The sequence below is a fragment of the Virgibacillus pantothenticus genome, from assembly GCF_018075365.1.
GTDB lineage: Bacteria > Bacillota > Bacilli > Bacillales > Amphibacillaceae > Virgibacillus > Virgibacillus pantothenticus.
This window is the reverse complement of the sequence record NZ_CP073011.1, coordinates 3287865-3311276: the sequence shown is the minus strand read 5'-3', so window position 1 is coordinate 3311276 and position 23412 is coordinate 3287865. Positions and strand designations below refer to the sequence as shown.

General features: G+C 36.5%; 22 protein-coding genes, 1 pseudogene and 1 other annotated feature. Of the genes and pseudogenes, 19 read left to right on the top strand and 4 right to left on the bottom strand.

Going from position 1 to position 23412, the window contains the following annotated elements:
- The first annotated feature begins 83 nt into the window (after nt 1–83).
- The 5 genes from KBP50_RS15350 (at nt 84) to KBP50_RS15330 (ending at nt 3624) form a co-directional block, all read left to right on the top strand.
- On the top strand, nt 84–1043 hold the full coding sequence (locus KBP50_RS15350; RefSeq protein ID WP_050351329.1) for a 4Fe-4S binding protein: 960 nt from the start codon (nt 84–86) through the stop codon (nt 1041–1043).
- Nucleotides 1031–1222 carry a twin-arginine translocase TatA/TatE family subunit gene (gene tatA / locus KBP50_RS15345; RefSeq protein WP_050351328.1) on the top strand — a complete coding sequence of 64 codons (192 nt, stop codon included), beginning with the start codon at nt 1031–1033 and terminating at the stop codon, nt 1220–1222. The genes KBP50_RS15350 and tatA overlap by 13 nt, the downstream gene beginning before the upstream one ends.
- Nucleotides 1223–1541: 319 nt before the next feature.
- Nucleotides 1542–2459 carry a ketopantoate reductase family protein gene (locus tag KBP50_RS15340; RefSeq protein ID WP_050351327.1) on the top strand — a complete coding sequence of 306 codons (918 nt, stop codon included), beginning with the start codon at nt 1542–1544 and terminating at the stop codon, nt 2457–2459.
- 14 nt (nt 2460–2473) lie between these two features.
- Nucleotides 2474–2629 (top strand): YtzI protein, encoded by a 156-nt coding sequence (gene ytzI, locus KBP50_RS15335; protein WP_072741853.1) that lies wholly within the window; start codon nt 2474–2476, stop codon nt 2627–2629.
- Between the two features lie 14 nt (nt 2630–2643).
- On the top strand, nt 2644–3624 hold the full coding sequence (locus tag KBP50_RS15330) for a Gfo/Idh/MocA family protein (RefSeq protein WP_050351326.1): 981 nt from the start codon (nt 2644–2646) through the stop codon (nt 3622–3624).
- A gap of 251 nt (nt 3625–3875) precedes the next feature.
- Here KBP50_RS15330 and KBP50_RS15325 read toward each other — a convergent pair whose 3' ends face one another.
- Complete coding sequence (locus KBP50_RS15325; protein ID WP_050351325.1) at nt 3876–4424, bottom strand: M15 family metallopeptidase; 549 nt, start codon at nt 4422–4424, stop codon at nt 3876–3878.
- 341 nt (nt 4425–4765) lie between these two features.
- On the opposite strand from KBP50_RS15325, the gene KBP50_RS15320 reads away from it, so the two are divergent.
- The 10 genes from KBP50_RS15320 to KBP50_RS15280 all read left to right on the top strand — a co-directional run bounded on the left by KBP50_RS15320 (nt 4766) and on the right by KBP50_RS15280 (nt 13475).
- On the top strand, nt 4766–5383 hold the full coding sequence (locus KBP50_RS15320) for a glycerol-3-phosphate acyltransferase (RefSeq protein ID WP_050351324.1): 618 nt from the start codon (nt 4766–4768) through the stop codon (nt 5381–5383).
- Nucleotides 5384–5403: 20 nt separating this feature from the next.
- Nucleotides 5404–5889, top strand: a complete 486-nt coding sequence (locus tag KBP50_RS15315) for a DUF456 domain-containing protein (RefSeq protein WP_072741856.1) — start codon at nt 5404–5406, stop codon at nt 5887–5889.
- A gap of 192 nt (nt 5890–6081) precedes the next feature.
- Nucleotides 6082–6630: a cysteine hydrolase family protein gene (locus KBP50_RS15310; RefSeq protein ID WP_050351322.1), complete on the top strand. Its 549-nt coding sequence runs from the start codon at nt 6082–6084 to the stop codon at nt 6628–6630.
- A gap of 106 nt (nt 6631–6736) precedes the next feature.
- Nucleotides 6737–7243: a GNAT family N-acetyltransferase gene (locus KBP50_RS15305; RefSeq protein ID WP_050351321.1), complete on the top strand. Its 507-nt coding sequence runs from the start codon at nt 6737–6739 to the stop codon at nt 7241–7243.
- Nucleotides 7244–7423: 180 nt separating this feature from the next.
- Nucleotides 7424–7637 (top strand) — a binding site (T-box leader).
- A gap of 17 nt (nt 7638–7654) precedes the next feature.
- Nucleotides 7655–7789, top strand: coding sequence for a hypothetical protein (locus KBP50_RS22515; protein ID WP_257786687.1), 135 nt, complete (start codon nt 7655–7657; stop codon nt 7787–7789).
- Nucleotides 7790–7866: 77 nt separating this feature from the next.
- On the top strand, nt 7867–9306 hold the full coding sequence (gene proS / locus KBP50_RS15300) for a proline--tRNA ligase (protein WP_050351320.1): 1440 nt from the start codon (nt 7867–7869) through the stop codon (nt 9304–9306).
- Nucleotides 9307–9720: 414 nt separating this feature from the next.
- Complete coding sequence (locus KBP50_RS15295; protein ID WP_050351319.1) at nt 9721–10881, top strand: M20 family metallopeptidase; 1161 nt, start codon at nt 9721–9723, stop codon at nt 10879–10881.
- Nucleotides 10882–11147: 266 nt separating this feature from the next.
- Complete coding sequence (locus KBP50_RS15290; protein ID WP_050353431.1) at nt 11148–11906, top strand: transporter substrate-binding domain-containing protein; 759 nt, start codon at nt 11148–11150, stop codon at nt 11904–11906.
- Between the two features lie 194 nt (nt 11907–12100).
- Nucleotides 12101–12760 carry an amino acid ABC transporter permease gene (locus tag KBP50_RS15285; protein ID WP_050351318.1) on the top strand — a complete coding sequence of 220 codons (660 nt, stop codon included), beginning with the start codon at nt 12101–12103 and terminating at the stop codon, nt 12758–12760.
- Nucleotides 12753–13475 carry an amino acid ABC transporter ATP-binding protein gene (locus tag KBP50_RS15280; RefSeq protein WP_050351317.1) on the top strand — a complete coding sequence of 241 codons (723 nt, stop codon included), beginning with the start codon at nt 12753–12755 and terminating at the stop codon, nt 13473–13475. Before KBP50_RS15285 ends, KBP50_RS15280 begins: the two co-directional genes overlap by 8 nt.
- Nucleotides 13476–13897: 422 nt before the next feature.
- On the opposite strand, the gene KBP50_RS15275 is transcribed toward KBP50_RS15280, so the two are convergent.
- Nucleotides 13898–14377, bottom strand: coding sequence for a glutathione peroxidase (locus tag KBP50_RS15275; protein ID WP_050351316.1), 480 nt, complete (start codon nt 14375–14377; stop codon nt 13898–13900).
- Nucleotides 14378–15006: 629 nt separating this feature from the next.
- Here KBP50_RS15275 and KBP50_RS15270 point away from each other — a divergent pair.
- Nucleotides 15007–16689, top strand: a complete 1683-nt coding sequence (locus tag KBP50_RS15270; RefSeq protein ID WP_050351315.1) for a methyl-accepting chemotaxis protein — start codon at nt 15007–15009, stop codon at nt 16687–16689.
- A gap of 334 nt (nt 16690–17023) precedes the next feature.
- Nucleotides 17024–17931: pseudogene (locus tag KBP50_RS15265) on the top strand (protein rep).
- Nucleotides 17932–18233: 302 nt separating this feature from the next.
- Here KBP50_RS15265 and KBP50_RS15260 read toward each other — a convergent pair.
- Complete coding sequence (locus KBP50_RS15260) at nt 18234–18800, bottom strand: hypothetical protein (RefSeq protein WP_050351313.1); 567 nt, start codon at nt 18798–18800, stop codon at nt 18234–18236.
- A gap of 168 nt (nt 18801–18968) precedes the next feature.
- Nucleotides 18969–19940: an oxygen-dependent tRNA uridine(34) hydroxylase TrhO gene (gene trhO / locus KBP50_RS15255; protein WP_050351312.1), complete on the bottom strand. Its 972-nt coding sequence runs from the start codon at nt 19938–19940 to the stop codon at nt 18969–18971.
- A 1026-nt stretch (nt 19941–20966) separates the two neighbouring features.
- On the opposite strand from trhO, the gene KBP50_RS15250 reads away from it, so the two are divergent.
- Nucleotides 20967–22115: an iron-containing alcohol dehydrogenase gene (locus tag KBP50_RS15250; protein ID WP_050351311.1), complete on the top strand. Its 1149-nt coding sequence runs from the start codon at nt 20967–20969 to the stop codon at nt 22113–22115.
- 981 nt (nt 22116–23096) lie between these two features.
- Entirely contained in the window at nt 23097–23411 is a 315-nt protein-coding gene (rhaM, locus tag KBP50_RS15245) for an L-rhamnose mutarotase (protein ID WP_050351310.1), read from the top strand.
- Nucleotide 23412: the final 1 nt, after the last annotated feature.

Sequence of the window (23412 nt, the reverse complement as noted above, 5' to 3'; positions counted from 1 at the left end):
GTTTCGAATTATGCAGTAAAAGAGCTGCACGAAACGAGCGAAATAGGACATGGTTTTTTAAATCTATAAAAGGGGGCGTTAAAATGGGATTTTTAATTCGTTGGTTGGAGAGTTTGGACTATGATTATAAAATTTTATCGCATTGTTCACGCTACAAAAGCCCCCTTTCTAGTTGTACGGAATGTATAGCTCATTGCCCAACTGAAGCTATTCAATTACAGACCGGAAAGCCAGTTATTCATGCTGCAGACTGTATAGACTGTGGAAAATGTGTTGTGAGCTGTCCTGTACAAGCAGTGGAGGGGTTTCTCCCCAGGCGTTCCATTATTAATAAACAATATATTATGGATAGCGACAATACACCTACTTTGAACGAATTGCTTGTTTATTATAAAAAAGGGATTACCACAATTGTGTGTACGGAAAAGTATATGAGTGCTGCATGGGAAGAGACGCTAGAGCAGGTGAATCAATTATTAATACAACTTGGCGAGAAGCCATTTACAATCAGTAATGAACAACCACCATCTCCTCATCATGAATCCATGACACGGAGGGAATTATTGTTCACTTGGGAAAAAGAATTAAAGCAATTTGCCAAAAAAATGACGCCAGCTAAATGGCGCTTTAACCATGAAAATTTAGATGTAGCAAAACATTATCCTGATTATCAGTTTGTTCATATCTATTTAGACAAAAGCAAATGTACTTTATGTAAAGCATGTCAAATGTTATGTCCAAAAAGCTGTCTGCAAATCAATGAGACAAACTTTACTCTTGTAGCGCAGCAATGTTCAAATTGTTTATTATGCCAAGATATTTGTCCAGAAAATGCTATTTCTCTAAAGAAAATGATCTCAACCGCTACAACAGAAAAACAACCGATTTATACAAAGGAATGTCCCTGTTGTGAAAAAACGTACCAAACAATAAATGAAATACAACAACTTTGCGTTGCTTGTCAAAAGAAACAGCAATTTTCAAGCAGTATAATAGAACAATCCATTAATTGTAAGAAGGAGGAATCCTCATGGCAAATATAGGTATGCCTGGTTTAATCGTAATTCTTATATTAGCTTTAATCATTTTTGGTCCTAATAAATTGCCTGAGCTCGGTAAAGCAGTAGGTAAAACGTTAAGGGAGTTTAAGCTCTCCACAAAAGGGGTTATGGATGATGACGAAGGTGAAAATACATCGGGTGATGGTAAAAGTAACAAGTAGTCCTTCGCTTAGATGCAGTGTGAACATTATTATGAAAAAAACTAGCCTGAAATAAACAGAATTCCCATCCTTAAAGAAGAAGGCTATCGTCAGCGCTTTTGAAAATTACAACAGCCGATAGACCATAGAATAATGGTTATGTAGTAATTCGAATTTTCCCACTTTATTCTGAAAGTAAGGTACTCCTGTAAGGCTTCCGCTATAAGACTTGGCGACAAGCCAAGTTTTTCTAAGAAGTAAAGTTAAAAAGTGGATGTGTTTTTTGTAGTAGACGCCATTCGTAAATCCATGTATGATTCATGTTAAGGAGGGGAAAAGCATGCATATCGTTGTATTAGGAGCGGGCGCACTAGGTGGTTATTTTGGGTTGCGCTTTCAAGAGGCAGGTGCAAAGGTCACTTTTTTAGTACGTCAAAAAAGGGCTGAACAGTTGCAAAAGCATGGATTGGCTATTCGGAGTCCTCATGGCGATGTACTTAGGGAGAAAATTAACTGGGAAACAAATCCAGCTGATGTCGAGAACCCAGATGTGGTCTTGGTAAGTGTTAAAGGGTACCATCTTAATGGAACCTTGGAGCAATTGCATACGCTTGTAAATAAAGGAGCTTACGTTTTACCGGTACTAAATGGGATAGAGCATATCCATATATTGCAGCAGGAATTCGGAAAAGAAAAAATAATAGGTGGTCTCGCCTTTATTATTGCCACATTAAATAATCAGGGACATGTCGTACATACTGGTGCTTTTCATGAGCTTATTTTTGGACCGCTTTGTACGGAACAAGAAAAAGTAACGTCGGAATTGGAATCCTTCAGTAATAAAGCTGTCATGAAGGGGGAGCGGACAGCTAACATTATGTATGAGCTATGGAAAAAGTATATGTTTATCAATGCTTTTTCTGGGATTACAACAGCCGTACAACTGCCAATTGGTGAAATTCGTAAACACAAAGAAACCTTCCAGATCGCTATCCACCTTTTACAAGAAATGAGGGAATTAGCAGGAAAGTATGATGTGAACCTTACAGATAAAGACGTCACAGAAGCAATAACCAAAATGGAACAATTTGATGCACAAGCTACTTCATCGATGCATCAAGATTTACGGAAAGGTTTACCCCTTGAACTAGACCATTTGCATGGTGGAGCAATCCGTTTAGCAAAAGCTCAGCAACTAGAGCTTATTTATACGAAAATTATGTACGGTATAATAAAACCGTTTGAAAATAGGACGTAAAGTGAGGTATAGTTATGTCGACAGCAATGATCATAAGCATCATTTCTATCGTAGTAGTTATTTTTGTACTAGTATTATCTATTGTTACTATAAGCAAAGGATATGCATATAAACATGAAGTAGATCCTATGCCTGAAGGGCAAGATAACAACCAAGAAACAGACACGTAAAGGGGAGAGGTACATTGAAATTTTGTACGATCGGCACGAGTTGGATCACAGAAGCTTTTATTGATGCAGCCAATCGAAGTGGAGATGCACAGTTAGCGGCGGTTTATTCAAGAAAGCTAGAAACTGCTCAAGCTTTTGCTAACAAGCACGGTGCTGTCAAAGCATATACAGATATCAAAGAAATGTTAGAAGCTGATGAATGTGATTTTGTATATATTGCTTCACCAAATATTCTCCATCCAGACCATATCAAAATAGCAATTCAGAGTGGAAAACATGTGTTTTGTGAAAAACCAATGGTGTTTACCGACAAGCAATGGCAAGAAATCGCACAACTATCTAAAGCACATCAAGTATTTGTGTTTGAAGGATTTCGCCATTTATTTTCTCCTAATTATCAGCGTCTAAAAAAAGAATTAACTAACATAGGAGCTATTCGCAGCGCATTGCTCCAATACGGCCAATACTCTTCTCGGTATGATAAGTATAGGGAAGGAGAGGAGCCGAATGTGTTCTCTCCACAGTTTGCAGGGGGTGCGTTGATGGACTTAGGTGTCTATCCATTAAGCATGGCGATAGATTTATTTGGTCAGCCTCAAGATTTTTCATATTATCCGGTATTATTGAAAAATGGTATTGACGGAAGTGGAACCATGGTACTTACATATGATGGGTTTATCGTTACGTTACTATGTTCTAAAATAACGAACGCATTCATGCAATCGGAAATACACGGGGAAGATGGAACACTGATCATGGATGCGATCGCTCCAATTTCTCAACTACAGCTTCATGATAGAAAAACTACGCAAATAAATGAGTTGGCAAATGAACAATACGAAGCGGATATGGTATTTGAGATTCAAGCTTTTGTCAAAATGGTTAGTGAGAATAATTGGCAATTGCATGATTCTTATTTAGAGAGAAGCCGAACAATCGCCCAATTAACAGAAAAAATGAGGAAGGAAAATGGAATCCATTTTCCTAATGAATAAGAAAAAAAGGGGCTAGGAAATAAGCAAATACGATATAGCAAAAGCCGAACAATCACAAATTGATTGTTCGGCTTATTTGCATTAAAAAAATTCCCTCATCGCTATGGTAAAATACTTCGCTTTCCGCGAGGCGCAGCCTCAGCTTCCTCGGAAAGCAAAAACCGGCTTTCCTGCGGGATCTTCAGCTCGCGCCGCTCACACCTTGAAATCAGAACGCCGGCATTGTTAGAGCACGCCATATTCACTAGCTTTTATTTCTGTTTTTCATCTGGTCGGATTCCGCGTTGTAATTCTGCAATACTCAATCCAAATGTCATTTGCAAATGAGGGTAATCTTTAAATGCTTTCCAATCCCCGCCCCATTCGAAGCCTAAATCTTTTGCGATGGATGCTACCTCAAACCAATCCGACTTGCCGTTGCCATTACCGTCAGAGTTGATGTCCCAAATAACTTCGCCAGCTTTATTTTTTAACGCATAATCAATTGCTAAGCCATAGTTATGATATGATTCTCCGCCTTTTGCATTGGTAATCGTACTTCCGCTTGTTTCTCTTCCCTGCGCATATAACTCGTTTTGCTCCTTAACGGTTCGTAAACCGTCTGTAATCACAACTTGAATATTGTTAGCGGCAGCTTTATTTATCAATGTTTCTTTTTTTTCTTTAACAATCGGATGGAGGTCAGTTGGCATTTCTTTATCGGTCTCCACGGATTGCTTCATATTATAGATAACAAATAATAAAATAAGGCCAATTAAAATAATGAACCAGGGCAGCAATGTTCGCTGAATATTTTTCATGCTGAGGCTATCTCCTTCAAAATAAAAACGATACTGACGTCATTACTCTGTGTTTAAGAAACTTTCGTAAGAATCATGTTTTTTAAACAACAAAGCATCCTTTACAAAAGCTCAAAAAATTTGATAGATAAACGGGAATAAGTGGTTTGAAATATTTATTCTCTCTCTGTAAAAAAATATCTCAGATAAATAGTCAAAAAAGCTATTTTTAAGAAACGATGCATAAGATATCGAATAAAATATATCACTAGCATAGCAAATGAATACCCATTTGCAAATAATCAACATCTCATTACGCTCTGCCAATTTTTACGTTATAATAAGAAAAAAGGAGGGATCTAATGATTACGGTACTGGCTTCCATCATTGGTTATTTAATTGGATGTTTACATGGTTCGCAATTGGTAAGTATGTATAAACGTGTGGATATCAAGAATGCTGGTGTTAAAAATGCTGGAGCATCTAATACGACAATTTTATTGGGGTGGAAGTATGGTATATTTGTAGCCCTCTTTGATATATTAAAAAGTACCTTTGCGATATTAATTGTTTTATATTTATTAAAAATGTATGGCATTAGTGGCGATGAACAGATATTACTTATTTATATTACGGCATTATTTGTCATTTTAGGTCATAATTATCCAATCACGATGAAATTTAGCGGAGGAAAAGGAACAGCTTCGCTTGTAGGAATTTTACTTGCTGTAGATTGGAAGATTGCGGTTATTGGAATTGGTCTTTTACTCGTCATTACTATTACAACAGATTATTTAGTAATCGGTGTTTTAGTGATGTACCTTTCTTTTCTTCTGTCGACCTATGTTTTCTTTGGTTTAGAGCCAACTTTAATTGTCATTTTTCTATCAATTTTAAGTATAGCGAAACATATGGAGAACTATCGCCGTATAATAACGAAGCAGGAAACGAAATTATCAAGTATGTTTCGTAAAAACTAGTTGTTAATGGAGGATATATTATTGTGGATATTGTTATTTGGATTTTAATTATTGCTTTATTTATTTTAAGCTTTGTAGGGATTATTTTCCCGATAATTCCATCTGTATTTGTGCTTTGGGGCGGATTTCTTTTATATCATTTTTTCCTTAATCCGAATGAATTGACGTTGTCGTTTTGGATTGCAATGGGAATTATCACACTTCTGTTGGTTGGCGCTGATATTATTGCTAACAGCTATTTTGTCAAGAAATACGGCGGAAGTAAGTGGGGCGAGCGTGGCGCGGCTGTTGCTGTGATTGTCGGTTCGTTTATTATCCCACCATTTGGAATTTTAATCGTCCCATTTCTTACTGTGTTTATCATCGAACTATTACAGCAACGCACCGTACAGGAGGCGTTTTGGGCTTCGTTTGGTTCATTAATCGGATTTCTTGGTGGCGCAGTTGCAAAAATAATCATTCAATTGTTTATGATTGCTTGGTTCTTAGTGGTAATTTTATTCTAAAGTTATAGCAAATTGTAGGTGGTTGTTAGTTCTTAGTGGTAGATTTATTTTAAAGTTATAACAAGCTAATGATGATTGTTTTGTTCTTTTGACGATTTTATCTAAAAGGTATCTTGTGTGCTACATAGCGTCATCAAAGAACATAACCTTTTGTAAAACATTTTAATACGAAGTGAAAGGAAGGTTTGTTTGATGAAAAAGGCACTTTTGAATGTGGATTACACCATTGATTTTGTTGCAACAGATGGTAAACTGACATGTGGAGCACCGGGACAAGCTATTGAAGACAAAGTTGTTTCATTGACCAAAGAATTTATCGAAAACGGCGATTATGTGGTGTTTGCGATCGATGCACACGAAGAAGGCGATCCATTTCATCCAGAGGCAAATTTATTCCCGCCGCATAATATTATTGGCACATCTGGGAAAAATTTATATGGCAAGCTAGCCGATGTTTATCACGAACATCAGTCTAAGGAAAATGTATATTATTTTGATAAAACAAGGTATAGCGCCTTTGCTGGTACAGATTTGGAGATTAAACTGCGCGAACGTGGTATTCAGGAACTTCATATCATCGGTGTTTGCACAGATATTTGCGTATTGCATACAGCTGTCGATGCTTATAATAAAGGCTTTGCTATTGTTATTCATAAAGATGCTGTGGCAAGCTTCAATCAGGTAGGACACGAATGGGCGTTAGAGCATTTTGCAAACACACTAGGAGCTAAAGTGGTTTAATATTTAGTGATAGATGGGAAATTGCCCCTCGGCTTTTTCTAACTTATTGGAGCAGCGCCACCGGGAAAACGTTACTCAGGACCAATGATAAGAGGTGGTTATGTACATGGAATTTACCATTCGAAGGGCGACGATAAAAGACAAAACAGACATTATAAATATTTTGCAAGCTGCAGCGCGCTGGCTTCAAAATAAAGGGATTAAACAATGGGGGTTTCTTTTAGCTGGAAATGAAGATCCTGCTATGGAAGTCGAAATTCTTGCAGGTAACACGTATATTGCAGAAATAGAAGGCCAAATTGCGGGCACCTTTATTGCTTCATGCGAGCAGAATGAGTGGGATGTGCTCATGTGGGGGGAGAAGGACGATGCTGCATGGTATATCCACCGGCTTGCTGTACATCAAAATTATCGTGGAAAACAAATTGGAAGACAGTTGCTGGAATGGATTGAAACACAATTAGTAGGTGCAAATTCTGTTCTTCGTTTGGATTGTGTTGCAGATAATCCTGATTTAATAAGCTTTTACGACCGAGCGGGATATACTTTTGTAGGAATGAAGAAGGATGGCGAAGACCGATTCGCTTTATATGAGAAGGAACTGACCATTTGAAAGTGAGTTAGCGAATTGGTAGTTGCATTCAAATGTTTCATCGGTTAATTATTTTGCTACCTCTATATTTTGAAAAATGTAAATATATCAACCTTTTTTATGCTCATCTTACTAGTAATCGGGTTCTTTAAATCTTGACTTTCCTTAGTGCAAGCTTTATAGTGTAAGTACAATTATGTCATAAAAATGTAGATGGAGATTAGTATAATGAACTGTCTTTTTTAGAGAGGAAATGGGTGGTGCAAATTTCCAAAGACAAACATTAGAACCTGCTCTGGAGTTCGCTGTCAGAAAGGCTTTTATGCTGTAAGGTAGCGCGGGTCAATCCGTTATCCAATTGAGTGTGCAATATTTTTTGCAAACAAGGGTGGTACCACCAACCTCGGTCCCTTTTCGGATGGAGGATTTTTTATGTTTACAGAGAACTTTGTTGAAATGAAAACCCTGCTGGTTGAGGACAAAGTGATTTCAGGATACAGAATGGGAGCAGGGTATAAAAAAGTTCAGCGTATTTTTTCCGCTAACACACTTTTTCAATACGGTTGACCGAAGTTAGTTTACCCTAGCAGATGAAGAGTTGGTTACGAAAATGTATATAAAATAGTTAAATGAGGTGTTTCGTTTTGGGTAAGAAAAACAAGCAGTTTGTAGAAAAAATTACCGCAATGGAAGATGATTTTGCACAGTGGTATACCGATGTCGTTAAGCAAGCAGAGCTGGTTGATTATGGTCAGGTTCGCGGAACGATGATCATTAGACCGTACGGGTTTGCAATATGGGAAAATATTCGCGATGTGTTAGATAAGAAATTTAAAGAAACAGGTCACACGAATGTTGCGTTTCCGTTATTTATTCCAGAGAGTCTGTTGCAAAAGGAGAAAGATCATGTGGAAGGGTTTGCTCCTGAAGTAGCTTGGGTTACACATGGCGGAGATGAGGAGTTGGTAGAACGTCTTGCCGTTCGTCCTACTTCAGAAGTATTGTTCTGTGATTATTACTCTAAAAATATTCATTCTTACCGTGATTTGCCAAAGCTTTATAATCAGTGGGGGAATGTTGTTCGTTGGGAAAAAACGACACGACCATTCTTACGTTCCTCCGAATTCCATTGGCAGGAAGGGCATACTGCACATGCAACAGATGAAGAAGCCTCACAAGAGACGGAACGGATGCTAGGCATTTATGCTGATGTTGTGGAGAAATATTTAGCTATTCCAGTCCTTAAAGGAAGGAAAACGGATAAGGAAAAATTTGCTGGTGCTAAATATACATTGACAATCGAAAGCCTTATGCACGATGGGAAAGCACTGCAATCTGGAACTTCTCATCACTTCGGATCAGGTTTTGCGGAAGCATTTGATATTACGTATTTAGATGAAAACGGCGATAGTCAATTTGTCCATCAAACATCTTGGGGATTGTCAACCCGAATCATGGGAGCTTTAATTATGGTCCATGGAGATAACCGCGGTTTAGTGATTCCACCTCGCATTGCCCCGACGCAAGCGATGATCGTACCGATTGCACAGCATAAGGAAGGTGTATTGGATAAAGCGTATGATTTACGTGACCAATTAAAGGATCTTGTAAGAGTAGACATCGATGCAAGTGATAAAATGCCTGGCTGGAAATTTAACGAGTACGAAATGAAGGGTATCCCAGTCCGCATTGAAATGGGACCAAAAGACATTGAAAAAGAACAAGTTGTGCTTGTCCGTCGTGATACAGGTGAAAAGGAATTTGTTACATTAGCTGAATTGCCAACGCGCTTACCTGCTTTGCTTGAGGAAGTGCAAACGAATTTATACAATCGCGCAAAAGCTCATCTACTGGAAAAAACAAATGTCGCAACAAACATGGATGAGTTTGCAACCATCTTGGAAGAGCAAACAGGCTTTATTAAAGCAATGTGGTGCGGCGATCTAGCATGTGAAGAAAAAATTAAGGAAGATACACTAGCGACGTCTCGCTGTATCCCGTTTGAACAAGAAAAAGTGGCGGATACTTGCGTATGCTGCGGGAAAAAAGCGAAGGAATTGGTATACTGGGCAAAAGCATACTAAAAGAGGGGGGCAACCCCTCTTTTTTGTTGTATAGGAAAGCATAAAATGAGGTGCTTGGGGATAACGAAATAACCGCCAATTCAGTCATATTCGATTAAAAGGGCATCACTTATTCAACCGTTAAAATAGGTGATGTCCTTTTATTTTCCCAGAATGTGGGTTACTGTAAGCCCTTCCCTTATTTCTGTGAGAAAAAATATAAAGATAAATAAGAGTTTAGGTCAAATGTTCCATTCTGTTTACCATTTATTGGAATAATTGAAAACGAATTAATTTAAGCTCTACTTATATCTTATGCTCTCTCTTTCATTTAATTTTCCACCTTAAATGAAATAAAATAATTGCATAATAATGCAAATCATGTTATAAATATACGTACACATAAATAAATATGCACATAGGTGGGAATATTATATGAAGACATTAAAGGAAGAATTAAAGTATATACACCGTGATTTATGTCATATTAGCGATCATTTATACAAGCATCCAGAGTTAGGAGATCAGGAATACCAATCCATGCAGCTGTTAATGAATTTGCTAAAGGAGCATCAATTTGAAATTGAAGCTGGAGTTGCTGGTAGAAAAACTGCTTTTAAAGCTGTATTTGATAGTGGAAAGCCCGGCCCCGCTATTGCATATTTAGCTGAATATGATGCGTTGCCCGGAGTTGGACACGGTTGTGGTCATAATCTCATTGGAACGATGAGTATAGGCGCTGGGATTATTTTAAGTAAACAGTTAACTGAAATAGGAGGTAGTGTCGTTGTATTAGGCACGCCAGCTGAAGAGACAAACGGTGCTAAAGTACCGATGAGTGAAAATGGATTTTTTGATTCTATTGATGTTGCGATGATTGTTCATCCTGGAGATCAAGCCTATGAGAGTGGTGACTCCCTTGCGATGGATGCGATCCAATTTGCTTACTTTGGCAAAACCGCTCATGCTGCAGCTGCACCGGAAAAAGGAATCAATGCATTAGATAGCGTCCTTCAGCTATTCAATGGCATTAACGCATTGCGAGAGCACCTTCCAACGGATGTACGAATACATGGAATTATAGCAAATGGTGGGGAAGCAGCTAATGTCGTTCCTGACAAAGCAGTAGCCCAATTTTATGTGCGGGCAAAAGAGCGAAAAGCGTTAAATGCAGTTGTAGAAAAAGTAAAAAAAATTGCTGAAGGTGCTGCCTTAATGACAGGTGCGACTTTAGAAGTTTCCAACTATGAATTAAGCTATGACAACATGGTAACGAATCAGGCGTTATCCAACACGTTTACGAAGCATTTAGAGCAAATAACGGCTCAACCTGTATTGCCAGCCAAACAAAGCTATGGATCGATTGATATGGGAAACGTGAGTCACGTTGTTCCTGCAATCCATCCGTATATCGGATTTGACAAGCCGGGTTTAATAGCGCACACCAAAGAGTTTGCAGATATGACCATTACAGATAAAGGGCATCAGATGATTGCTGATGGAGCATTGGCGCTTGCGCAGACAGGCTTTGAAGTGATTACAGACCCAAATCTTTTAACAGCAATTAAACAGGAATTTAACCAAAGGAAAATATAATACTACAACTTTACTACTTAGGTTATACAAATAGGATGGTAAAGACGATAATTCCCCGCGCCTTTGTTCATGTTTTCAAATAGAAATGTTGTTTTTCTGCAACAGAAAAACAAAATTTCTTATTACAGCATACAAATAGTCAACAGTTGCCTCAAAAACAGCTATTTATGCTAAAAAAATGGAAGACTAGCAGATTGTAATAATTTAGGAATCTTAAACTATAAAAATAAAAAATGGAGTGACGTAAATTGAAAAAGCAAATCCTCATGGCAGTTCTCTTTGTCATAGTAACTGGAATAATTACAGCTTGTGGAAGCAGCGATGATAAAGCATCTGGAGAAGCAGGAGAAGAGAAAAAGGTACTGAAAATGGCTACGTCAGCTGACTTCCCTCCATTTGAAACGCGTGACCCTGAAGGTAACTTTGAAGGTTTTGACATTGAATTAGGTCAAATGATTGCTAAAGAGTTAGGCTATGAATTAGAAATAGAAGATATGCAATTTGACGGATTGGTTGGAGCTCTCCAAGCTGATCGGGTTGATATGGTATTATCAGGCATGAGCGCGACCGAAGAACGTAAAAAAAATGTTGATTTTTCAACGGAATATCATCGTTCAGGAGAAAGCTTTTTAACAAACAAAGACTCTAATATTGAAACGATCGATGATTTAAAAGGAAAAACAGTCGGCGTCCAGCTAGGTTCGATTCAGGAAGAAGGAGCAAAAAAACTAGCTAAAGAATATGATTTTGAAGTGAAAGCAGTAGATAAAGCAGGGCTTCTCGTTCAAGAATTAAATGCTAATCGAATTGATGTCGGTTATATGGATAAAACCGTTGCGGCCGGTTATGCAAAAGAACAAGATTTAAAATCCTTTGATGATCCTACAGAAAGCTCACCAGGAATGGGGATCGCTTTTCCAAAGGGAAGTGATTTAGTCGACAAAGTAAATGATGTACTAGCTAAATTTGAAAAAAGTGGAAAAATGCAAGAATTAGAAGAAAAGTGGTTATCAGAGATGCAGTAAGCATGGCAATAAGCACAAAACTCTTTTAGTAGCTCGCTTTTAAGCGTAATAACTGGTAATGAGATAGTGGGAAATTTAGAAGTTGTTATTTCCGCTTAGATTAATTTTACATCGCCGAATTCCTCATGGGGGCGTTAATGGCACCTTATATTTGGCTAACGACAACATTAGATAGAAAAGCGAGGTGAGAAGGCATGAATTTGGATTTCAGCCAAATCGTGCCTTATATTCCTTTTATATTAGAAGGAATTGGGACAACATTAAAATTCGTCAGTACATCCATTGTTATTGGATTTATTTTAGGTACATTATTAGCTTTATGCAAAGTAACCAAAGCTCCGGTGCTAAAACCCTTTGCGGACGCGTACACTTCGATTTTCCGTGGGACACCACTGATTTTGCAATTAATGATTATTTACTATGCTGTTCCACAATTAACAGGTTATGACATATCCGCATTTATATCTGCCGTTCTTGCGTTTGGGTTAAATTCTGCTGCCTATATTTCCGAGATTATTCGTGGGGGGATTCAAGCAGTTGATAAAGGACAAACAGAAGCAGCAGAAGCATTAGGTATCCCTTATCGTCCCATGATGGCAAACATCATTTTGCCGCAAGCATTTAAAAATATATTGCCAGCAATGATGAATGAATTCATTACGTTAACAAAAGAATCCGCACTTGTATCTACGATCGGCTATTTGGATTTAATGCGTCGTGCGCAAGTAGTTGGGTCAGACTTATACCGTAATTTTGAACCACTATTATTTGCAGGGTTGATTTATTGGGTGATGGTCTTTATCCTTACACAACTTGGTAGAGTACTAGAACGGAGGCTTCGGCAAAGTGATTAAAGCAGAAAACATAACCAAAAAATTTGGCAAACAAACGGTACTTCATAGTATATCTACAACCATTAAGCAAGGAGAAGTTGTTGCTGTTATTGGTCCATCGGGATCTGGTAAATCCACATTTTTACGTTGCCTAAACTTATTGGAAAGTCCTACGGAAGGAAAAGTTTGGCTTAATGACCAGGAAATCACTGCTCCGAAACGGAACAAATTAGCTGTCCGAAAACATATCGGAATGGTTTTCCAGCATTTTCACTTATTCCCGCATATGACGGTTCTGGATAATGTAGCTTATGCACCACAGAAAGTAAAAGGTATATCCAAGCAAGAAGCACACCAAACAGCAAAAAAACTGCTAGCAAAAGTGGGATTAACGGATAAAGAACAAGCATATCCGAACCGTTTATCTGGGGGTCAAAAGCAGCGTGTGGCCATTGCTAGAGCATTAGCTATGGAGCCAGAAACCATGCTATTTGATGAACCAACATCAGCACTCGATCCAGAAATGGTAAAAGAAGTGCTCGAAGTGATAAAAGATTTAGCTAATACTGGTATGACGATGATCATAGTTACCCATGAGATGAATTTTGCAAAGGAAGTCGCCGACCGCATTATGTTTTTGGATCAAGGGAGACTAATTGAGGAAGCAGAACCAACAGCGTTTTTCCACGAACCGGCAACAGAGCGAGCAAAAGATTTTCTGGCAAAAGTGTTGTAGGCAGTAGAAGGGATTAGTAGGAATTTGAAAACGAGCGAAAAAGGAGAGGTGCTCGAGGGGCGTGGTCGAGATAGAGTCGGGTATGCTTGAATTATATTTGATCATACTTCAGAAGCCCCCCGACCAATTCGATTTAAGGTGCTCAAAGTAAGGTTAATTATACCGAATTACAATTGAATTCTAATGTATCCCGTATATAATGCTTAATAGATACGACAAATGATAGTGAAATTATTAGTTATAAAAAAGCAATTACATTCAATTCGGATAAATTAGATGAAATTTGGAAGTAGTTTGTAAAAAGGTGTATGTTAAGGAAAATGCAAAAGCTTGGATTTTAGTCCAAGCTTTTTCTATGCGTTTGGGGAGCGCCTAGAAAACGAACTCTTTTTACACAACGTTAGATTTGAATATTGCTTTTTTTATTTTTTCAAGGTAGCTTCGATATCTTTTTTTATTTGTTCAGGCTTCGTTTGCGGTGCGTATCGATTAATAACCTCGCCCTGTTTATTGATTAAAAATTTGGTGAAATTCCATTTAATTTGCTTTGTAAACATACCTTTTACTTCTTCTGTAAGATACTGAAATAAAGGATGTGCCTGTTCTCCCTTTACATCAATTTTACGAAACATGGGAAACGTCACGCCATAATTCAATTGACAGAACTCCGCAATTTCCTCTTCCGAGCCAGGGTCTTGGTTGTTAAATTGATTGCAAGGAAATCCAAGCACATAAAAGCCTTGACCTTTAAAGGTATCATATAGTTGCTGCAGCCCTTTGAATTGTGGGGTAAAGCCGCATTTGCTCGCAGTATTTACAATAAGAAGCACGTTCCCTCGATAATCAGCAAGTGATGTTTCTTTCCCGTCGATTGTTTCTACTTGGAAATCATAAACAGACATAAACACCCTCCTTTTAGAAAAAGGATAGCAATAAGCGAGAAAGCTGTCAAAAAAACATATTTTTGTTTTTATCATGTTTTTTGCCATCCAATGTATCTCCATAAAAAGTCCTGATTTTAGGTAATTGATTTTGTTTCAAATAATTGTGAAAGTGTCTATTAAATGTCTGTTATTATAGATGAAAATAATTGAATTTATAAGAAAAAAATACTATGATAGTAATGCTTGATTCATTTTCATTACTAAAGTAGCGGTTCCTAAGTTATAGGATAATAGAACTAATCACGCAGTATTGCTGACAAGTTTTGTTTTTATCCCGTATATAAGGTGCTGTAAGACTCCCACTCAGGAGTTGGATAATTCTACTGCTGCTCAAAGTGGGAGATAACAGGACCTAAAATCCAGATTCGTTTATTAACAATCAGTGGGGATGAGTGGAACCCTTGCTGATTGAAGATACACTTTATCTGTTCCATTGAAATGGCTCTATTTCTGTTCGTTATTTCACAAAAATGACAATACGGCATAACAGAGATTGTTGCCGAAATTACCACCAGAAGGTACGTGCTATTAGTTGTCCCCCTTTAATAAAGCCATCCATCACTATATAAGAAGGAGAAAGATAAATAATGAGAAATTTGAAAATAGCCAAGAAATTCGTGTTACTTGTTACTTTGGCTGTTCTTTTATCTACTATCGTAGGTATAGTAGGATTTACATATTTACATGATATGGCAGATGATTCTAAAGAAATGTATGACAAATATTTACTTTCCATTGACAAGCTTGGGAAGATCCAAAAAAACAATGCCACTATTGATGCTTATTCAATGGAAGCCATGATGACAAATGATCAGAATAAATATAATGACCTAATTAAACGTATTGACGAACTAGTGATCGAAAGTAAAAAAATGGAGACTAAAGATTTATTTCCCAAAAAGATTATAGATACGGATGGATATAATATGTTATTAGATGATTATATTCGGGGGAGAACTACTGCTCTTAAATTAGCAAAAGATGATAAAAAGGGAGGGTATAAATATTATGTAGATCATGTTATGACCAAACGTATGGAATTAGACAATATAATGACGAAAATCCAAAAGTACTTTTCTAATAAAGCGAGTGATATTAACAAAAAAAATCAAACTCATTTACAAGAAGTAAACATGATTTTTATCATTATAACTTTAGTGGGGATCGTTGTCTTTATTGCTGTTAGCTTATGGATTGTTAAATCGATTATAAAGCCAGTTAAACACTTACAATATGTAATGGGGGCTGCTGAACAAGGCAAATTAGTAACGGGCGATTACAAAGCAAATGATGAATTTGGTCAACTAGTTTCTTCTTTTAATGCTATGATAACTAGAATTAGAGATTTACTATGGTCTATTCAGGAAGGAGCAGAAAATGTGGTTTCTTCTTCTGAACAATTAACTGCCAGCGCTCAGCAAAACACACAAGCGTCAGAGCACGTTGCTTCTGCGATTCAAGAAATAGCAGCAGGATCGATGGGACAAATGGATCATATTGAGGAAACTGCTCATACGATGAATACGATGGTAGCTAGCTTTCAAAAAATAGCGGATCAAACGACGGTAATTTCAGCTCATGCAGAAGAGACCACGCAAATGTCTGTAAAAGGGAAGGAATCTATGGATGAAGTAGTAGAGCAAATGGAAACCATTGATAGGAATGTGGTTCGATTAGGAAAAACCATCCATAATCTAAGCCGAAGCTTGACAGAAATCGATACCATAAACCAAACCATTACCGATATAGCGACCCAAACGAATTTGCTCTCTTTAAATGCGGCCATTGAAGCGGCTAGAGCTGGAGAACACGGCAAAGGTTTCTCTGTTGTTGCCGAAGAAGTAAGAAAGTTGGCAGAACAATCCAGTCAGTCAGCTGAGCAAATCACTCGTTTAATTGAAACCATTCAGTACGAAACAAATGAAACGATGGATTCCATGAACATAACAAAACAAGTAGTAGAAACAGGAACGAATGTAGTTCATGACACTGGAAGTATGTTTAGCAAAATTGAAAGTACATTTCATGATATTTTCAATGACTTCTCTCAAATTAGTACAGATGTTAATCATCTTTCATCTGGGGCAATAAGCCTGCAAACATCCATGAATGGGATTAAAAAAATTGCGGAACAGGCAGCGGAACAAACACAAACCGTATCTGCTGCAACAGAAGAACAACTTGCATCTATACAGGAAATCGAATCCTCTTCAGAAAACTTAGCGAAAGTTTCCGAAGACCTACAACAGCTTGTAAATAAATTTGAATAAACGGAGCAAGCACTGGATAAATAAACTTAATCATCTTCGTCTGTTTTTCAAAGAATGAATCAAAATATAGAGCTCATGCGGATACATTATCACGTTAATCAATGCTTTTTGAAGATAAGAAAAGGGCTGGTTATCTTGATAATAAGGGTAACAATTTACGAGCGAATTTCAGAGGAAGAATCATGTTCTAACCCGCATGGTTATTGGTTTTTTTTTATTAAAAAACTTGCTTTCCCCTGTCTACTAATAATGATTTTAAGCAACCACACTTATAACCAATATTAGACGAAAGGGAGAGCAAGTTGTTTTTCTTGTTCTAAAGGTATTAATTTATATGGATAAATATACACAGAAAAAGAAGAAAAATCAAGTGTTAGTTAATTATATTCAATCTTTTGTATCGGAAAACAGTTTAGAATTGATTAAAGAATGTAATACATTCATGATGTTTGCGAGTGATGAGTCATTGGAGAACAAAAAACAAGATAAAGGGAACTCTTGTAAAAATCGCTTTTGTCCAATTTGTGCTTGGAAAAAGGCAAGAAAAGATGCATTGGCACTTTCGATTATGATGAAGTATATCAAAAAAGAACATGAAAAAGATTTTATTTTTCTCACGTTAACGACTCCGTTCATGAAGAAATCAAACAGTATAATAAGTCCTTTCAAAAATTAGTGAAAAGAACGGAAGTAAAACGAATTGTAAAAGGATATGCTAGAAAGTTAGAAGTTACATACGATAATCATAGAATCATATCAAAAAAAATGTATAAACAAAGACAAGCATATTATGATAAACGGGGTCTTCGTGTGGGAGATAATAACCCGAATTATGATACATATAATCCGCATTTCCATGTGTTAATTGCAGTAGATAAAAGCTATTTTAATAATGCTAGATTGTATATTAAACGATTTAGATGGCTTGAATTATGGCAGGAATCTACCAATAATACTGAAATTACACAAGTAGATGTTCGAAAGGTGCGGGAAAATAGCAAAAGAGAAGTTTCTGAGCTTGTGAAGTATTCCGCAAAAGATACTGACTATCTTGTAGATAAGCATGTATTTGAAGTTTTTTATAAATCGTTAAAAGGAAAAAGACTTATTGTTTATTGGGGTTTATTTAAAGATGCGTTAAAGAAATTTAAAAATAGGGAACTCGACAAATACAAGGAACTTGATCAAACCGAATATGTGTATGCATTAATGTATAACTGGGGAAAGGGAAATTATGTTTGAAGGAACAAAGAGAATTAACAGAAGAAATGAATTAATAGATGAATTGAAAATAGAAGAATAGCATTCGCTACTCTTCTATTTTTTTTCCTCATCATTTTTAGATGCTTTAAAATTACGGTAAATAGTATATCCAACAATTACAAACAAAAATACAATTCCATAACCTATCTTTAAATTCAACCAATACGTAGACAAAATTAATGTTATAGCAATAATAAAAATTAGTTTTAAGCTTGATTTATGATATTTATTCATTTAATTTAATCTATACCTCACTACTACTAAATTTGGTTCAAAATTCTTTAATATACACTATGCTTAGAATTAGCTTCTTTAATGCATTTATAATTCATAACTCCAAATGCAGCGATAAGACCAGGAACAGTAAGTTTTGCACCGGTTTTAGCTAGCTCTTTGGCTGCTTTTCTAAAGCTTCCAGAAAATAAAGCAGCTATAGTTGTAGAAAGTGCCGCAACTCCATATTTATCTTTTAGGTATTTTTTTGCACAAGAATTTCTAGCTTTTACCCATTTAGGATTTAATGCTGAAGATGCAGCACGCATTATTGGTATATCAGCATAAGTTTTATTTGTTAATAATCCCGCTTTTTCAAGTTCTACTTTTACTTTTTCGTATTCTTGATTGTCTTTTAATTCTTTTTCTAACTGATCTTCATTAATCAAAATTGAACTATCTGTTTGAGTAACAGCACTATTATCCAGTGCTTCTAGAATCTCCACTGCATTTTTGACAGTAACATCAGACGAGTTAACAGAAGAAGCACTAACTGGTGGAATACTTGTGAAAAATAATAACACAGAGAGAAAAACTAATCCTGATTTCAATAAAAAATTTTTTGACTTAACCACATAAATCATCTCCTTTTAATTAAAGCATAACAGATTTATACGGTTAAAATCTTAAATTTACATTTTATTTACAAAAATGTAATAACTTATATTAATTGCATTCTTTTTCTATATTACTTAATTCTTTTTTGCATTAAAACAATCTAATTTATGAAACAGCCCTTTTCATTAAGCTTTCATTTTTAGGCTTTCGCCAATTGCCTCAAGTCGGGTTTCTACTTCTGCTTCAGAAAGCTCATGCTCTTTTACATATAAGTTTCGCGCGCTTACACGACATTCATGTGTGCAGCCTCGTAAATATTTATGCTCATTTTCTTCGGAGCAGAGAATTTGTTTATTACATTCTGGATTCGCACAATTGACGTATCGCTCACACGGCTCACCGTCAAAATAATCCACACCAACAACGACATGCTCTTTGCGATTAATCGGAACTGAAATGCGTTCATCGAACACATAACATTTCCCGTCCCATAATTCGCCTTGTACTTCCGGATCCTTTCCGTATGTCACAATTCCGCCGTGTAATTGGTTCACATCTTCGAATCCTTCTTCCTTTAACCAACCGGAGAATTTCTCACAACGAATGCCGCCTGTACAATACGTTAGAATTTTCTTATCCTTAAACTCGTCCTTATGCTTGCGAATCCAATTTGGTAACTCGCGAAATGTTTTAATATCAGGACGAACAGCGCCGCGGAAATGACCTAAATCATATTCATAATCGTTACGTGCATCAATAACGACCGTATCTTCCTCCTGCATTGCTTCGTAAAATTCTTTAGGAGACAAATAGTTCCCCGTTACTTCATGTGGATCAATATCATTTTCCAGACGGAATGTTACTAATTCCTTCCGTGGGCGAACGTGCATCTTCTTGAACGCGTGACCGTTATGCGCATCAATTTTAAACACCATATCTGCAAAACGAGAGTCACCATGCATCATATCCATGTATGCCTTCGTTTGCTCCTTCGTCCCAGATACCGTTCCGTTGATCCCTTCATGAGCAACAAGAATTCTGCCTTTTAGTCCTAAATCCTTACAAAACTTCAAATGTTCCGCTGCATAACCCTCAGGGTCTTCGATGTGAACATAATGATAATACAATAATACTTCATACTCCATATTGCCTTCCATGTTGTTTACCACCTATCATTTATATTTGCAAGATACAAATGTATGGTAGTCGTTATTCATTTTTTCTATCTTGCAATTGTACATTGTAGCATGTTTTTTAGACATATTCTAGTTTGTGAAATAATGTACAACTTTTATTTGTGCAAAATTAGTTTAAAGAGGAGTTTTCTTACGTACGTACTATTAACTAATTAAAAGTCATGGTGTTTTTTTTCTTTTGGTATATATTTTTTTCAAGCATTTTAACATCACTATGATCTCTCGTAAAGGTACCCCGCACATATGTGTTTGTGGCAAAGCGTACGGAATAAGTTTTATTGGGTTTCCCACTTCTTTTCATTGTTAACTTGTGATCGTAAATATTCTCTGTAGTAGGGGGTACCCAGAATATTTATATATGTAAGTAGGACTAGACAGAGATACATACTAAAAGTCACCTTTTTGTTGTGAACGATTCCACACTTCCAGCAATAGCCACGTTCGGCTTCATCGCTTAGCAACGATGCGACTTTAGAGATGCGCCCTACGATAAGATAAGGTCTCATCGGTTCGTCACTAAGAGGAAGACCGATGAAAAACTGGCTTACCAGACGTCGGTATACCCTTATTTTAGTGGGATTCCTTTATCCCGGATATAAGGTGCTGTATACTCCCACTTCAAGAATGGAAGCGGTGAGGTCGAAGTGGGAGGTAACAGCTCCTAAATCCCCGACTCGTTCAACTAACCATCAGCGGGGATGAAAAAAAACCCGCTGATGGAACGTTCACTTTATCTTTAGTTGATTTGTTCCATTCGCTACGTTGCTAAACGGGCGCCCCGCTCCTTTGTTCTTAACAAATAAATAAAAAACATCACATAAAAAACGAAGATTAATTGAAATAAACAAAAATAAACAAAAAAATAATATTTGGTTTTATTGACTTTATTCATCCGTTAAAATAAAATTAAATATAACAATATGTGAATCAGTGAACATATTGTTTAGGCAATTTTCTTATAATAAATTGGAATTAGGAGGGATACATATGTCAAAGGTTTTATATGTACCAAGTATTAATTTAATAGGTAGAGGCTGCTTAGCTGAAGTTGGACCATTTATTGAAGAGTTAGGGTTTAAGAAAGCCTTATTAGTAACAGACAAATTTTTAAATGAAAGTGGAATTGCTCAAAGGGTATTAGATCAATTAGACAAAATTGGTGTTTCCTATGTTGTTTATGATGAAGTAAAGCCAAATCCAACAACTAAAAATGTTCATGATGGGGTGGAAGTGTTTAAGAATAACAATTGTGATTTTATAATTTCTGTTGGTGGTGGATCACCTCAAGATGCCGCCAAAGGAATAGGACTAGTTGTAACAAATGGTGGACATGTGCGTGATTATGAAGGAGTCGGAAAGACAAAATATAAAGCGGTTCCAACAATTGCAGTGAATACAACTGCGGGTACTTCTGCTGAATACACGATTAATTATGTTATTACTGACGAAGATCGAGAAGTAAAGATGGTTATGGTAGATAAAAATAGCTTGGTTACTATTACAGTGAATGACCCTGAATTAATGATGGGAAAACCAAAAGACCTTACTGCTGCTACAGGAATGGATGCGTTAACACATGCTATGGAAGCTATTGTTACTCCTGGTGCATATCCAATTACAGATGCAACAGCACTGGCTGCAGTAGAAATAATCTTTGAATACTTACCGCGCGCAGTAAAAGATTCCACTGATATTGAAGCTCGAGAGCAAATGGTTTATGTTATGTTTTTAGCTGGTGTCGCATTTAATAATGCTGGATTAGGGTATGTGCATGCAATGGCGCATCAACTTGGAGGTGTTTATGATCTGCCTCATGGGGTGTGTAATGCGATGCTTTTACCAATTGTAGAGCGAGAAAATGCTAAAAGAGATCCTAGTAAGTTTCGTGCAATTGCAAAGGCTGCAGGTATTGATATTACAGATAAAACAGATGAACAGTGTGCAAGTGCAGTGATTAAAGCGATTAAGAAATTGTCTAATGAAGTTGGTATCCCAAGCAAGCTTTCAGAACTGGGTGTTAAAGAAGTAGATCTTGAAAAATTAGCCAATAATGCTATGAAGGATGCTTGTGCACCTGGAAATCCATTTCAACCAACTAAAGATGAAGTTATCTCCATGTTTAAAGAAATATTGTGAAAGATAGATAAATTTATCACCATATATAAGGTGCTGTAAAACTCCCACTTCAGGAGTTGGATAATCTGTATAGCAACAAGTCTGTGGGAGATAACAGTACCTAAATACCTGATTCGTTTATCTAACAATCAGTGGGGACGAATGAAAACCTCCACTGATTGAACTTTATAAAACCGTTCTCTGGGTCAATTCAGTGAGGACATAGTTATTAATAGCCTAATTTTTTAGTGGAATTAGGCTTTTTTGCTTAGGAACTAAAATTATTTATACATTGTAGAGCCTAGTTAAAGTGCTCCATCTGTATAAAACGTCAATTTTATTCAGCGGTAAGTTATCGTCAGATTGAATTTAATAGAAGGCCGACTAAAAGTTGATCTGCAATCACAAGCGTCGATATACAGATATACCATTGTTTGGCGTGTCCTCTTTATTGCGAATGTAAGAATCCGTATTTTTCTCATTTCAAAAATCTGCTTATGATTTTGCGTAATGATGAGAAAAATGGTTCCTAAATCCTAGTTTGTTCAAGTTGGAAGGCTATGCCAGCGTGCATTGCCGTAGAAAAAGCGTTCTGATTTTTAAAGGACGAGGAAAGCTTCGTGAATAAGCACCGTGATATTTTCAAGGACATGGAAAACTCCTTAAACTGAAGCTCTCCTTAAACTTGTCAAGTATTTAGTTTGGACATCATTAACTGAGCAATTTTAGTATTTGGTTTCCTATAATGAAACGTTGTCCTGTTGATATTATTTTCGTTAGTTGAATGAGGAAATTATTTTTATGTACAATGGATCATACTTTTTTCTGGTTAAACACAAAAAACAATAAAAACAAACATTAAAATAAATAAACAAATATAAATAAAACTAATATATGTTGACTTTTTGTTTGTTTAGCATTATGATGAACATGTAAGTGAAATGTAATCGTTCTCATGAGGCGTTATTTTCTTTATTAAAATATTGAAAAGGATGATGTTGAATGATTAGAAAAGCTTTTGTTATGACTGTTTATCCTGATCAACAAGAGGAATACAAGAAGCGTCATCAAGAAATTTGGCCTGAAATGGTTGATGAACTTCGAAAGCATGGTGCAAGAAACTATTCTATCTTTCTAGATGAAGTAAGCAATAAATTATTTGGCTATGTTGAAATTAAAGATGAACTACTATGGGAAAAAATATCAAAAACAGAGATAAATAAAAAATGGTGGGATTATATGAAGCCTATTATGGAAACGAATTCAGACAACAGTCCGGTAACGGTTGATTTAGAAGAAGTATTCCATATGGATTAAA